A 12,543-nucleotide genomic window follows, 5' to 3' on the forward strand; every position below is an offset into this window, starting at 1 on the left:
CCACTTTGCGAGAGTCCTGGTCAGTGGCCGATGTGGAACGTGGCGTCGGCGCGGTCGGTCGCCGTGCTAACGGGGTCGACGCGCAGGGCGAAGTTCGAGTGCCGCAGGTAGTGGGTCGGGTAGTTGACCGATCGGAACGACGACCAGCTCGCGTCGGCCAGGCCGGCCTCCCGGGTGAAGGTGGCGTCGGCGGCGAACCCGGAGGTGCCGTCGTTGGCCGCGAGCACCACCTGGAAGCCCTGGTGGCGCAGGAACCGGCCGGGGAGGTTCACCGACTCGAACGACACGGCCGACGGGTTGGACAGACCCGGCCTGATCCGCCACTGCGAGTCCTGGAATGGCTCGAACGGCTGCTCGGTGACCACCCCGGCGTTGCTCGCGTGCCGGACGTAGTGACCCGGGAAGTTGTAGGACTTGAGGCGGTTCCAACTGGTCGTGCCGTACCGGGCGACCATCCGGTCGCGGTCGGCGGTGGTGACCGGGTGGACGGTGTTGTGCTTGCCGTTCAGCGGCGCGGTGTAGTCGGCGCGGCTCACCTTGGTCCAGTTGCCCGAGAGCAGGTCGCCCTGCCACAGGTCGAACTTCGCGTTGGGGCAGAACGTGTCGCCCCACAGCCGCCAGGTGTTCGACGTCAGCGACTTCACCAACGTGGGCGCCTCGGTGCAGCGGTTCTCCACGACACCGGAGGTGTACTCGCGGAAGCTGCGCGGCTCGACGCTCGACGAGCGCGTCCCGACCAGGCGCAGGGTTGCGTTGCTCTTGTAGTACAGGTAGTTCTGGCCGCCGACGCCGGTCACCACGTGCGAATCGAGGATGCCCGACCCGGCGTCGTGGAACACCGCGGGCGTCGTCGTGGTGACGAAGTCGGTGGTGTAGACGACGTTGATGACCGAGTAGGAGTAGCCCTGCGGAACGGTGGTGTAGGTGATCCCGTAGGCCCGCCGGACCGGATCCCAGTGGACCGCGGGCGCCCAGCTGTAGGAGGCCGGGTTGGTCCAGTTGACGTTGAGCAGCCGGTCGGTCGACCAGGTGACCAGGTCGGGCGAGGTCCAGACGTGGATGTTGGGGTTGGGCCTGGTGAAGTCGCCGCCGACGGGGATGTCGGTGGCCAGGACGACCCAGGTCCCGTCGTTCAGCCGGTACAGGAACGGGTCGCGGATGCCCCTGGTGCCCGTGGTGGGCGTGAGAATGGCGTCGTTGTTGTTGAGCGGCGTCCACTCCAGACCGTCGTTGCTGACGGCGAAGTGCACCGCGTTGACGTTGCCGCCGCCGTTCAGGGATTCCTTGAAGTAGCCCATCACGTAGGCGGCGTCGGCGGCGTCGGGCACGACCTGTGCCTGTGCCGCCGTCGGGGCGATCACACCCGCCAGCAGGGTTGCCGCCACGACCAGGGCGGAGCGTGTACTCGATCGGGTCAACGCGTTTCCTTTCCACAGAGGGCAGCCCGATGAGGGCGTGCGGGAACACACTGGGAGAGAAGAGATGCGGGAGCGGAAACGCCCTCGCGTCAGACTCACGCGGACCCTCGGTGACCAGGCCGGGTTCCGGGCCTTCGAGGAGCGTTACCGGAACCGTAACGCAGGTGTTTCCTGGAAGACAAGGCTTGTGGCGCACCAATTGTTAGCGATAACACAAGCTTGTGCCGAACAGCCGACAGCGCTCTGCGCAGACGATGTCCGGCACAGAGCGCTGCTCGCGCGAGCGCCTGGCCGATCGCGTACTGAAGCCAGCGATGTCTCGAACAGCGCCAGCGCATGGATCTCGTGCGGAACCTGTGCCGCTCGAAAAGTCATCGCTGCTGGTCAAGAGGCATGTCTGTACTCGTTGACAAGGCCGCCGAGGATGCGGGTGCGGAGCAGTCTGCGGGTGTCGAGGTCGTGTACCGCGGCGGGGTGCTGCCGGTCCTCGGGTGGTAGTTGGTCGCGGGCTTGGTGGGGTCGGTGTCGGTGGTAGTGGTCTTCGTAGGTCTTGAGGACTTGTCGTGCGTGGGTTTCGCCCAGGATCAGGACGTGGTCGAGGGGTTCGTGTCGGAGGGTGCCGATGACCCGTTCGCGGTGGGAGTTCGCCCGGGGCGCCTGTGGCGCGCTCTTGATCACGTGTAGGTCGTCGGCCTGGAAGACGGTGTCGAAGGTCCGGCCGTACTTGCCGTCGTGGTCGCGGAGCAGGAAGCGCAGGGGCTCCGTTCGGGTGCCGAGGTCGGCGGCGAGGTTCCTGGCCTGCTGCGTCGTCCATGCCTGTGTCGGGTGGGCGGTGGCGCCGGTGGTGTGCAGGCGCCTGGTGCCGTATTCGAGGAATACCAGTGCGTACAGGCGCCTGCCGAGCACGGTGTCGAGGTGGAGGAAGTCCGCCGCGATGATGCTCTCGGCCTGGGCGGTGAGGAACTCCCGCCAGGTTGGGCCGGTGCGGCGTGGCACCGGGTCGATGCCCGCGTCGTGCGGGATCCGCCAGACCGTCGAGTGGGCGATGTGGTGGCCGAGTCGGGCCGGTTCGCCCTGGATCCGTCGGTGACCCCGCCGCTGTGGGGTTCCAGAAGTCGGCCACACCATCTGACCTGCGCTTCAGGCTGCCGCGGGTTCATACTCGTTGATCAGGCCGCCGAGGACTGGTCGGCGACGTGTCGACGTGCAGCGCGGCTCTGCGATCGGCCGGTCTGGTCGTGGTGGTGTGAGTTGTAGAGCTTGGTGGGGTCGGCGGTGGTTGTAGTGGGCTGCGTAGCGGTTCAGGACCGCTCGCAGGTGGTGTTCGTTGAGGATGAGCAGTCGGTCGGTGGCTTCGCGTCGCGTCGGATGGTGCCGACGAAGCGTTCGGCGTAGCAGTTGGCTCGTGGGCACCGTGGTGGGATCTTCACGACCTGGATGCCCGCGCCGGAGAAGACCGCGTCGAACGGGGCGGTGAACTGCCCTGCCCGGTCGCGGATGAGGAACCGGAAGTCGTCTGCCCGGTCGCCGAGGTCCATCAGTAGGTTGCGGGCTTGTTGCGTGGTCCAGGGGCCGTCCGGATTCGGGGTGGTGCCGAGGATGTGCACGTAGCGCGTGGCGACCTCCGTCACGAAGAACACGTAGACCCGTTTGAGCGTCAGGGCGCAGTCGACCTGGAAGAAGTCGCAGGCCGGCATGCTCGCTGCCTGGGCCTGCAGGAACCGTCGCCAGGAGGTGTCGGTGTCGCGTTGGGGTGCGGGCGGTATCCGCAGGCGCTTGAGCGCGCGGCGAACCGTTGAGGCGGCTACCCGGTGGCCGAGCTTGAGCAGCTCGCCCTGGATTCGGCGGTAGCCCCAGCCGGCGTTCTCCCACGCCATCCGCTCGATCAACGCCACGACGGTGTCGTCGATCGGCGGTCGGCCGGTGCGGTTCGGGTAGGTCCATTTCTTCGCGACCAGGCGCCGGTGCCACCGCAGGACGGTGCCCGGTGTCACCAACCGATGTTCACCCGGCATCTGGGGGAGTCGACGCACCAATGCGGCGAGTAGCGCGCGATCGGCCCACTCCAGCCGCGGGCGGGGACTGGTCCGGCGCAGCACGGCGACCTCGTGCCGCAGCACCAGCAACTCCACATCCTTGGCCGCCGATGACCGGCCGAGCAGAACCAGCCAGCCAACGAGCCGGACGAAGATCAGATACAGCAGTCGTAACGTCACACCTCGCGAGCATGCCTCTACGGCTCATGGTGCGCGATCACCGCAGCTCAGCGCCCAGGTGCAGAGTTCTGGAACCCCACACGCTTCGTTGGAGGAGTTTCATACGCCCTTCCGGTGGTTGCAGGTGGTCCGCCGCGTGTCGCTCGCGCCGGGAGTCGGAGGGAGACTGCTCCCCGCTGGAGTGCTTGCGCCCAGATCATCGTCTCCGGCGCGTTTGCCAGGGCCCTGGAGCGTCGTGGCCCGGCGCAGCACGACCCGGTCGTGCTGCGGCACGGAGGCGGTGAAGTAGTAGAACCCGTCGGTGTGCTTGTAGATGTAAGGGTCGGCCCGCCGGGCGATCAGCGAGTTCGTGCAGGTCACGGCCGGTGCCGCCTGGGCGGCGCGTGACGCGAGCAGGCCCGTCGCCCCGGCGACGACGGGAACCGCGGTCAGGAAAGTGCGCCGACGTATTTCGTTTCTCCTTTCGAGGTCCGCACACGCTCTCAGGGTGCGACGGCGGTGAAGGAGGAGTCGTTGTGGAACAGGTCGGTGTTGGCGGTCAGGTCGGCCCACAGTTCGAGGTTGCGGTGCCTGATGTAGCGGCCCGGGAAGTTGTACGACTCGAACGCGACCGATCCGGCGACCGCTCCCGGTCGGGCGACGAACGTGGCGTCCTCGGCGAAGCTGCCCGAGCCGGCGGGGTCCAGGCGCAGCCGGAAGGCGTAGTGCCGCAGGTATCGGCCGTCGGGGGCGCGGAACGAGTACGCGTTCGCGTCGGCGAGTCCCGGCACGACGGTGAACGCCGTCCCGGTGGTCGCGAGGTTGCCGCCGGCGTTCCAGTACCGGTCGGGGAAGTTGACCGACCGCAGCAGTCGGGAGCCCGACGGCACGGTCAGCCCGCCCTCCACGTTCTCGCGGACCACGGTCAGGTGCTTCACCGTGCCGCTGAGCCCGGGCAACAACGCCGGGGTGGTCCACGTGCGGAAGGTGTCGCGGCTGTCGGTGAACCAGAACCGCCGGTTGCGGAAGTCCTCGAAGTACATCCGCCAGCCGCCGTTGTCCAACGGCACCAGGCAGGGGCCTTCGCCGTCGTAGGTTACGAAGTTGCCGGTCTTCCAGATCGTGTACGGGCCGTTCAGGCTGGAGGCCGTGGCGAAGTCGATCGACTTGGTGGACGTGCTCTTGCAGAACGCGTGGTAGGTCGAGCCGACCTTGACGATGAACGTGTCGATGTAGGCGCTGGGGATGCCGGCCAGCGGCACCGGCGCGCTCCACGAGGTCAACGCCGCGTTGGTCGCGGTGATCTTCGACGCCTGGAAGGCGCCGGTCGGCGTGCCGTTGTAGTGCAGCGACAGGATGATGTTGACGCTGCCGTCGCTGTCGATGAACCACTCCGGCGCCCAGCTGTTGCCGACGCCGTCGGCGCCGATCGTGATGTTGCCGAGGAACGTCCAGTTGACCCGGTCCGCGCTCGACGCCAGACCGATCTGGTTGCCCGTCCACCCCGCGGTGTAGGTCAGGTAGTACCGGCCGTCGGTGTGTCGCATGATGCTCGGGTCGCGGGACAACCCGGTCGGTGGCTTGAAGGCCGGGCCCTTCAGCAGGCTGAACGCCGTCGCGTCGACCGAGTCGTACACGTGCACGGTGTTCTCAGACGCGTAGGTGAACGCCGTCATCGTGTACCGGGCCGTTGTGCCTGTGGGTGGAACCGCGGCCAGCGCCGGGGCCGCCACGCCGGACAGCGCGGGGACCGCCAGACCGGCGAGGCCCGCTTTGAACAGGGTACGACGCTCGATCCGAGACATGGGTATCTCCTGTGGGAAGGGGGGGTAGGCCTGAGACGATCGACCACTGAGGCGGCCGTCGCGTGTGGCGGGCGTCACGGCATGACTGTGAACGCTAACAGTCACGGTTCATGCCTTCAAGGCCGAAATTCCTGCACTTGATGCTGTCCAAGACGGCGCCGGAACGCGCCACGTGGTGGCATGGATCTGACTCTGTTATCGCTAACACTACGTCGACAGGAGCCGATCGACTCCTGTCTGCCGTGAAACCGCGGCCGTGATCCGCCTGGTCGACGCCGCGACGGCCTGCTCCGGGCTGACCACCGTGATGCCGGACAAGAGCAGTCCGTTCACGGCCGGGCAACTTCTCTAGGGTTCCTAAGACCGCATCTCATTGGGGTTGTCGTGGGTCGACAGGTCCAGCTTGACGGCCCGGCGGTAGCAGATCACCGCGCAGGCCAGTCGGGCGAATGCCGTGAAGTGGGCGGCCTTGCGTTCGTAGCGGCGCGCCAGGCGTCGGAACCGGGAAACCCACTCCAGGGTCCGTTCGATGACGTACCGGTGGCGCCCCAGGCGGGCTGTTGCGGCGGGCGACCCCGGGCGATGACTCCCCGCCGGCGCAGCCCCGCCCGGCAGGCCGGGTAGTCATAACCCTTGTCCGCGTAGAGCTTGTGCGGTCGTCGCCGAGGCCGCCCGACGGCCCCCTGACCGGCGCGACGGCGTCGACCACCGTCGCCAGTCCCGGTGGTCGTTGCGGTTCGCGGCGGAGACGACCACGGTCAACGGGAGGCCGCCCCGGCTCGCCCATCGCGTGGATCTTCGAGCCAGGCTTGCCGCGGTCGACCGGGCCGGGGCCGGTCAGGTCCCTGTGAACACGCGGACGTGCATGCTGTCCACCGTCGCCCAGGACCGGTCGATCGCCCCGGCCGAGCCGAGCAGGTCCAGCAGCGTCCGGTGCAGCCGGGTGAACGCGTCCGCGGCGACCCACTCGGTGAACCGGCGGTGCGCGGTGGGAGCGCTGACCCCGAACGACGTGGGCAGCGCCGACCAAGCGCAGCCGGTCCGCAGCACAGGATCGCGGCCGGTACCGCGCGGTCGTCCAGGCTCTTGGAGGCATGGACGTCATCCTCGCCGGCTTGGCGATACACCTTGTGGGACTGCTGGTGCGGTGGCTGCGGCTACGCTGGCAGGTTCACATCGAGCGGCAACGCGGCGAGGCCACGGTCCAGACCGCCACCCGCCTGCGCGGCATCGGCGGCACACTGCGAGAGCAGCGCGCCGACGGCTCGGTGACCGAGTTGATCGCGGGGACAGCTGATGGTCGGTGACATGCAGGAACCCGAGCCGTCGGTGCGAGCCCCCCTGCTGGGCCAGGATCGCCTCGGCGCGCCCGGCCGCGAGCACGACACCGCGTTCACCGAGGTCTACAAGCCGTACAAGGTCAGACTGGTGCGATCCTTATGCTGGCAGGGCGCTCCGCTCGCCGACGCGGACGAGGTCGCGCAGGAAACGCTGGCCCAGCTCTACGAGTCGTGGCCGAGCGTGCGCGACAAGCCGGCCTGGCCCGCAAAGTGGCCCAGTCAACACTGAAGCAATAGTAGTAACGAAACTATCCTCAACTGGTCTACCGACGGTCCTGGCGCACCCGCGACGAGGCCGAGAACGAACTGTTCCGCTACATCGACGGGTTCTACAACACCGAACGCATCCAGAAGGACCTCGGCTGGCTCAGCCCAACGAGTACGAAACCGCCTGGCACACCGCCCAGACCGAGCCAGCTACCATCCCGGCAGCACCGACCGCAGCCAGGTAACAACCGCCTCGGGTTATCGGGGGGAAGCTCACCGCTGGTCGAACTGATCCAGGCCCGGTCGTAGAACCGGTGTCCTTTCGCGCCTGTGCTAGCGGACAGGCGCTGCCAGGCACGTTTCGGTAGCCGCGCGACCAATTCGTCGGCCCGGCAGGTTCCTGTGGCGGCGGTGACCCGAGTGATGCGCAGCCGGGCGCATAACAGGACAGACGCAGAAACAGGCTGGCGAGAGCGGCTGCGCCGCTTTCGAAGCGCTTCGCTGCTCAGCCAGAGTCCCGGCCCTGTCAAGGGCCCGCGCGACTACGACTGAGATACCCAAAGCTTCCCCTCGGTCACGTCGTTGATTCCCGGATCGAACTCCTGCCGCAGACCTTGTGCAACCCGCCGAGGGGCCCTAATCTCCCATGCATCGAAGCGCTTCGATTCTCGTCTTACGTATCACTTACGAAGCGCAGCGTCACGAAGGAGTGCCGACGTCATGCCGAACCCACGCTCCGGGCCGAGCCAGAGAACATTCCTGGGCTCCACCGCGGTCGCCACCGCCGCGGTCGGCGGCCTGGCGCTGCCGCAGCGACAAAGCGGAGGTCGCAACCGGCTTGTGGCGCTCCAAGGACGGCGGCGCGACCTGGAAGCGCATCAGCGCGATCGACTTGGCGATCGGTGTCGGCTTCGGCGAGGCCGCCACGCGGTCCGGCTAGCCGGCGATCTACACCTCGGCCACGGTCGCAGGCCAGGACGGCATCTTCGGCTCCACCGACGGCGGCACACCTGGATCCGCATCAACGACGACGAACACCAGTGGGTTTTCGCCGAGTCCGTCATCACCGGCGACCCGCACATCTATGGCCGCGTCTATCTGTCAGCACGCGGCCTGATCTACGGCGACATCGCCGACTGACGAAGCAGGCCGGCGCCAGCAGCCACACCCGGTCCCCCTGGACCGCCAACATTCTCAAGGAACCGATCATGACCGGTACGCACCGCGAGAGCCTGCCCGGATGGGCGAAGGAGGCGAGCCTCGGCGACGTCTCGGGCTGGAGCCCGGCCAACGGCACCCCGGTCCACTTGTGGACCTGCCACGGCGGCGCCAACCAGCAGTGGAAGCTCACCTAGCTCCGATCCGCGAGCAACCGATCCAAGGCGCCCGGACTCGCTACCAGGCGCCTCGGACCCCGCCTGTCCCACGCTCCCCTTACGACGAAGGAACGAGCCCATGTCCACCGTCATCCGATCGCGCCGCAGCGCGACAGCGGTCTTCGCGATCGCGCTCGTGCTGGCCTCCGCGCTGATGGTCTTCCTGGCCCCCAAGGAGGCGCACGCCGCCCAGCTCCGGCAGATCACGAACTTCGGGAACAATCCCGGCAACCTTGAGATGTACCTGTACGTGCCCGACAACGTCCCCGCGAACCCGGCGATCGTGGTCGCCAACCACTGGTGCACCGGGTCCGCGACCGACTTCTACAACGGCGCCCAGTTCGACGAACTGGCGAACCAGTACGGCTACATCGTCATCTACCCGTCGGTCACCCGCAGCAGCAAATGCTTCGACGTCGCCTCGCAGGCCTCGCTCAGCGGCACCGGCGGAGACTCCGTCAGCATCAAGTCGATGGTCGACTACACGCTCGCCAACGTCGGCGGCGACCGGAACCGGATCTACGCTACCGGCATCTCCTCGGGTGCGATGATGACCAACGTCCTGCTCGGTGTCTACCCCGAGGTCTTCAAGGCCGGGTCGGCCTACGCCGGCGTGCCTTACACCTGCTTCGCCACCACCAACGGCTCGGAGTGGAACACCGACTGCGCGACCGGGACCATCGACCGCACGCCACAGCAGTGGGGCGACGCGGTCCGCAACGCCAACCCCGGCTACACCGGTCCCTGGCCGCGCATGCAGATCTGGCACGGCACCGAAGACGATGCGCTCTACTACCCGAACTTCCAAGAGCAGATCGACCAGTGGACCAACGTCAACGCCACCGACCAGACGCCGGAGTTCACCGACCATCCGCAGTCGAACTGGACCCGCACCCGCTACGGCAGCACCGGCGGCCAGGCCCCGGTCGAGGCGATCAGCATGAGCGGCACCGACCACAACCTGCCGCACCAGCCCGCCGAGACACTCCGCTTCTTCGGCCTGACCGCGTCCACCGGCGGCTCCACCGCGATCGTCGGCGCAGCGTCGAACCGCTGCCTCGACATCCCGAACTCCTCGACCACGAACGGGACACAGGCGCACCTGTGGGACTGCAACGGCGGCTCCAACCAGCTGTTCGCCCGCACCTCGGCAGGAGAGCTGAAGGTCAACGGGAAGTGCCTTGACGCCGAGGGCTGGGGTTCAGCCAACGGCACCCGAGTGGTCATCTGGGACTGCTCGGGCGGTGCGAACCAGCGCTGGAACGTGAACGCGAACGGCACCATCACCAACGTCCACAACGGGCTCTGCCTGGACGCGATGGGCGCCGCCACCGCCAACGGCACCCAGGTCATCCTCTGGACCTGCGGCGGCACATCAAACCAACGGTGGACGCTCAGGTAGCTCCGATCCCCGAGCACCCGGTCCGAGGTGCCTGGACTCGCCTCCAGGCACCTCGGACCCCTGTACAAGGAAGGAAACAAGCCCATGCCCACAGCCATCCCGTGCTCGGCGCCGACGTCCCCGGCCACGTCCGCATCGTCGGCGTGGACGCCCTTGCTCTGGAAGAGGCCGTGGACGCCGCGATGATGCGCTCGGCCGGCATCCGCATGGTGCGGCTGGGCCACCTCGCCTGGGACACCTTCGAACCGAGCGACGGCGAGTTCCGCTTCGACTGGTTCGACGAGGTCATGGACCTCATGCAGGACAACGGGATCGGCGTCATCCTCGACGTCGCCGTCCGGCCCGCGCCGCTGTGGCTCCACCGCAAGCACCCGTCCATCGACATCACCGACGCGAACGGCAACCGGCTCTACGCCAACCACCGCTACATGGAGGACGTCGGCGCGCCCTGGACCGTCGCCTCCGGGCCCGGCGGGACGTACGTGCTGACCTACACCGCCAGCGGCGAGGTGCTCGACGTGCCCGGCCACAGCTCGACGACCGGCGTGCAACTGACGCAGTGGAGCACTACCGGCGGCGCCAACCAGCAGTGGCACCTGCGCCCGAACAGTGACGGGTACTTCACCATCGTCAGCCGCGAGAACGGGCTGGCGGCGGACGTGAACGCCTGGTCGACCGACGACGGCGCGAAGGTCGTGCAATGGACCGCCGGCGGGGGCGCCAACCAGCAGTGGCAGCTCATCCCCGCGTAACAAACCTCCCGGCCCGGCGCGCTCCCACCGCGCCGGGCCAGGGGCGCCGGTCGAAGGGCTCACGCCGCACCCACCACGACCGGCTGGCACGGTTGCGCGCCGCCGGGATTTGGAATGAGCCGAGCTACTTCTGTCCTGTTTGGAGAGAAGGCGTGTCTGGTGCGCCGGTGGTCTTCACGCGACGGACGAGCGGACCGGCGCCGAGGCCGTGCAGCAAGACACTGCCGAGGACGCAGGTCACCGTGATGAGCAGAATGTTGTCGGCCGCGCTGCTGCTTGGCAGCTTGTTGAACGCCAGCAGGCCGAACACGATCGAGGTGGTTCCGCGCGGCCCGAGGGCACCGACGAGCAGGCGTTCGCGCTGCGACAGCTTCGAGCCCAGCAGGGAGACGTGCACCGGCACCATCCGGACAACGGTGAGCACCGCCGCGCAGAACAGCAGGATCTGCCAGGAGACGCCGGTGGAGTAGGTGAGCACGGCGGCGATGCCCACGATGAACCACATCGTCATCATCAGGACGCGCCGTCCGACAACGGTGGAGCCAGTGAACGACAGCGCACCTACCAGGGGATCACGGGCCAGAGCCGTGCCGGCGACGGCCCCGTGACCGGGCAGCACCGTGAGCACGCCGTCCGGCAGCCCGGCTTCCGCGGCCAGATCGGCCAGGTGCAGCGCCGAGCGCGGTGTCGCCTCCGCGGGCTTGATCAGCAGGCAGTTCCCCGCGGCGAGGGCGGGCCCCACCTTCCACGCGGTCATGGCCAGCGGGTAGTTCCACGGCAGGATCGCCGCGACCACGCCGACCGGTTCCCGGCTCATCAGGCCCACGTGTTCGTGTCCGGTCGGGGCGACGCGGCCGAAGACCTTGTCGGCCGCCTCGGCGAACCAGCGGATCGACTCGATCGCGCCGGGCACGTCGCCGGTCAGGCACTCCGTTATCGGTTTGCCCGCGTCCTGGCTGTCCAGTCGCGCCAGGGTCTCGGCGTCGCGCTCCATCAGGTCGGCGAGCCTCAGCAACACCGAGGCCCGTTCCCTCGGCGTGAGCCGCGACCACCGCCCGCTCTCGAACACCCCCTGTGCCCGTTCCGCCGACTCCGCGACCTCATGTGCGGTCGACGCGGCCAGGGTGGTGATCAACTCGCCGGTCGCGGGGTTGACCACGGAAAGCACGGACTCCACCGCGGTACCGGTCATCGTTCCTCCACCAGCTCCCACCGACCGCCGACCTGGCGGGCCAGTCCCCTGCGGCGCAGGTCCTCCAGATAGCGGGCCATGCCGCGTTCGCCGCGCTTGCGGAACAGCGGGAAGACCTTGGGCAGCAGATTCGGCGCCAGCATCGCGAGTCGGACCAGGAGGGACTCGCCGGCCAGCGGGTAGGCCTCCAGGCGGGGCCGGTCGAGCAGACTCACCACGGCGACCACGACATCGGCGGGCTGCTGCGGTTTGTCCTGGAACTGCATGGCGTTCCCGCCGTCCACCGCCTCTTGGCGCAGCATCCGGGTGTCGGTCGCCGACGGCAGCACGGACCCGACGAGGATGCCCTTGGCCTCGAGGTCGAGTCCGATGGCCAGCATCGCACCGCGCAGCCCGAACTTCGACGCCGTGTAGATCGGCGTCTCCCCCAGCGGAAAGATCCCGCCGAGCGACACGGTGGTGATCACCCTGGCGTCACCGGAGGCCCGCAGCAGCGGGATCGCGAGACGCGTGGTGACCAGCGGGGAGAGCAGGTTGAGGTCGAGTTCCTGCCGGATGCTGTCGATACTGCGCACGTCGAAGCGTTCGGCGCTGGTCATGCCGACGTTGTCGACCAGGACGTCCCGCCGGCCGTAGTCGACCGCGACGCGGGCGAAGAGCCGCTCCACGTCGGCGTGGTCCAGCAGGTCGCATCCGATACCGGCGTGACCGGCGCCGGGTAGCTCGCCGGCCACCTTCCCGCGTCGGATGTCGTGGATGAACCCGGCGATCAGTTGCGCCTGGGTGTCGAAGAGCCGGTATGCCCCCGAATTGGTCTCCACGAACCCGACGCCGAACAGTCCTTCGTGCTCCCGGG

General features: G+C 68.2%; 15 protein-coding genes and 2 pseudogenes. 7 read left to right on the plus strand and 10 right to left on the minus strand.

Going from position 1 to position 12,543, the window contains the following annotated elements; all coding sequences use genetic code 11:
* Window positions 1–20: 20 nt before the first annotated feature.
* From ALI22I_RS06550 to ALI22I_RS55415, 7 genes and pseudogenes are all read right to left on the minus strand, one after another.
* A complete protein-coding gene (locus ALI22I_RS06550; protein WP_083751480.1) occupies window positions 21–1,418 on the minus strand; it encodes a glycoside hydrolase family 43 protein in 1,398 nt (465 codons plus the stop codon).
* A 384-nt stretch (window positions 1,419–1,802) separates the two neighbouring features.
* Window positions 1,803–2,546, minus strand: a complete 744-nt coding sequence (locus tag ALI22I_RS06555) for an integrase core domain-containing protein (RefSeq protein WP_083751481.1) — start codon at window positions 2,544–2,546, stop codon at window positions 1,803–1,805.
* 173 nt (window positions 2,547–2,719) lie between these two features.
* Complete coding sequence (locus tag ALI22I_RS53210; protein ID WP_238598159.1) at window positions 2,720–3,634, minus strand: transposase; 915 nt, start codon at window positions 3,632–3,634, stop codon at window positions 2,720–2,722.
* Window positions 3,635–3,733: 99 nt separating this feature from the next.
* Window positions 3,734–3,994, minus strand: a complete 261-nt coding sequence (locus ALI22I_RS06565) for a hypothetical protein (protein WP_077004613.1) — start codon at window positions 3,992–3,994, stop codon at window positions 3,734–3,736.
* Between the two features lie 122 nt (window positions 3,995–4,116).
* Window positions 4,117–5,418: a glycoside hydrolase family 43 protein gene (locus tag ALI22I_RS06570; protein ID WP_077004614.1), complete on the minus strand. Its 1,302-nt coding sequence runs from the start codon at window positions 5,416–5,418 to the stop codon at window positions 4,117–4,119.
* Window positions 5,419–5,625: 207 nt separating this feature from the next.
* Window positions 5,626–5,751, minus strand: coding sequence for a hypothetical protein (locus ALI22I_RS54505; RefSeq protein WP_274522758.1), 126 nt, complete (start codon window positions 5,749–5,751; stop codon window positions 5,626–5,628).
* 24 nt (window positions 5,752–5,775) lie between these two features.
* Window positions 5,776–6,504: pseudogene (locus ALI22I_RS55415) on the minus strand (IS5 family transposase); the annotation flags it as partial.
* A gap of 8 nt (window positions 6,505–6,512) precedes the next feature.
* Between ALI22I_RS55415 and ALI22I_RS47435 the strand changes: the two are divergent.
* The 3 genes from ALI22I_RS47435 (at window position 6,513) to ALI22I_RS55035 (ending at window position 7,274) form a co-directional block, all read left to right on the plus strand.
* Window positions 6,513–6,725, plus strand: coding sequence for a hypothetical protein (locus ALI22I_RS47435; protein ID WP_083751483.1), 213 nt, complete (start codon window positions 6,513–6,515; stop codon window positions 6,723–6,725).
* Between the two features lies 1 nt (window position 6,726).
* Window positions 6,727–6,987, plus strand: coding sequence for a hypothetical protein (locus tag ALI22I_RS06585; RefSeq protein ID WP_143532007.1), 261 nt, complete (start codon window positions 6,727–6,729; stop codon window positions 6,985–6,987).
* A 77-nt stretch (window positions 6,988–7,064) separates the two neighbouring features.
* Window positions 7,065–7,274 carry a hypothetical protein gene (locus ALI22I_RS55035; RefSeq protein WP_338013469.1) on the plus strand — a complete coding sequence of 70 codons (210 nt, stop codon included), beginning with the start codon at window positions 7,065–7,067 and terminating at the stop codon, window positions 7,272–7,274.
* Here the strand turns inward: ALI22I_RS55035 and ALI22I_RS55420 are convergent.
* Window positions 7,208–7,384: pseudogene (locus ALI22I_RS55420) on the minus strand (IS701 family transposase); the annotation flags it as partial. The gene ALI22I_RS55035 and the pseudogene ALI22I_RS55420 overlap by 67 nt on opposite strands.
* A 301-nt stretch (window positions 7,385–7,685) precedes the next feature.
* Between ALI22I_RS55420 and ALI22I_RS48770 the strand changes: the two are divergent.
* From ALI22I_RS48770 to ALI22I_RS06600, 4 genes are all read left to right on the plus strand, one after another.
* Window positions 7,686–8,105 (plus strand): hypothetical protein, encoded by a 420-nt coding sequence (locus ALI22I_RS48770; protein ID WP_143532008.1) that lies wholly within the window; start codon window positions 7,686–7,688, stop codon window positions 8,103–8,105.
* A gap of 68 nt (window positions 8,106–8,173) precedes the next feature.
* Window positions 8,174–8,320, plus strand: a complete 147-nt coding sequence (locus tag ALI22I_RS50485) for an RICIN domain-containing protein (protein ID WP_179118126.1) — start codon at window positions 8,174–8,176, stop codon at window positions 8,318–8,320.
* Window positions 8,321–8,420: 100 nt separating this feature from the next.
* Window positions 8,421–9,743: an extracellular catalytic domain type 1 short-chain-length polyhydroxyalkanoate depolymerase gene (locus tag ALI22I_RS06595; protein WP_077004616.1), complete on the plus strand. Its 1,323-nt coding sequence runs from the start codon at window positions 8,421–8,423 to the stop codon at window positions 9,741–9,743.
* Between the two features lie 101 nt (window positions 9,744–9,844).
* Complete coding sequence (locus ALI22I_RS06600) at window positions 9,845–10,495, plus strand: RICIN domain-containing protein (protein WP_077004617.1); 651 nt, start codon at window positions 9,845–9,847, stop codon at window positions 10,493–10,495.
* A gap of 124 nt (window positions 10,496–10,619) precedes the next feature.
* Here ALI22I_RS06600 and ALI22I_RS48780 read toward each other — a convergent pair whose 3' ends face one another.
* Together ALI22I_RS48780 and ALI22I_RS06610 are read right to left on the minus strand one after the other, a co-directional pair.
* The gene (locus tag ALI22I_RS48780) at window positions 10,620–11,687 is read right to left on the minus strand and encodes an aldehyde dehydrogenase family protein (RefSeq protein ID WP_077004618.1); all 1,068 of its coding nucleotides are present in this window, start codon (window positions 11,685–11,687) and stop codon (window positions 10,620–10,622) included.
* The gene (locus tag ALI22I_RS06610; protein WP_202970784.1) at window positions 11,684–12,508 is read right to left on the minus strand and encodes an SDR family NAD(P)-dependent oxidoreductase; all 825 of its coding nucleotides are present in this window, start codon (window positions 12,506–12,508) and stop codon (window positions 11,684–11,686) included. The genes ALI22I_RS48780 and ALI22I_RS06610 overlap by 4 nt, the downstream gene beginning before the upstream one ends.
* Between the last annotated feature and the right edge of the window lie 35 nt (window positions 12,509–12,543).

This window comes from Saccharothrix sp. ALI-22-I (assembly GCF_001984175.1).
Lineage (GTDB): Bacteria > Actinomycetota > Actinomycetes > Mycobacteriales > Pseudonocardiaceae > Actinosynnema.

Excerpts from the sequence above, each read along its gene's own strand:
- ALI22I_RS06555 (WP_083751481.1), bottom strand. The coding sequence starts at position 2,546 with ATGGTGTGGCCGACTTCTGGAACCCCACAGCGGCGGGGTCACCGACGG.
- ALI22I_RS50485 (WP_179118126.1), top strand. The coding sequence starts at position 8,174 with ATGACCGGTACGCACCGCGAGAGCCTGCCCGGATGGGCGAAGGAGGCG.
- ALI22I_RS48770 (WP_143532008.1), top strand. The coding sequence starts at position 7,686 with ATGCCGAACCCACGCTCCGGGCCGAGCCAGAGAACATTCCTGGGCTCC.
- ALI22I_RS06570 (WP_077004614.1), bottom strand. The coding sequence starts at position 5,418 with ATGTCTCGGATCGAGCGTCGTACCCTGTTCAAAGCGGGCCTCGCCGGT.
- ALI22I_RS06585 (WP_143532007.1), top strand. The coding sequence starts at position 6,727 with ATGCAGGAACCCGAGCCGTCGGTGCGAGCCCCCCTGCTGGGCCAGGAT.
- ALI22I_RS06595 (WP_077004616.1), top strand. The coding sequence starts at position 8,421 with ATGTCCACCGTCATCCGATCGCGCCGCAGCGCGACAGCGGTCTTCGCG.
- ALI22I_RS47435 (WP_083751483.1), top strand. The coding sequence starts at position 6,513 with ATGGACGTCATCCTCGCCGGCTTGGCGATACACCTTGTGGGACTGCTG.
- ALI22I_RS48780 (WP_077004618.1), bottom strand. The coding sequence starts at position 11,687 with ATGACCGGTACCGCGGTGGAGTCCGTGCTTTCCGTGGTCAACCCCGCG.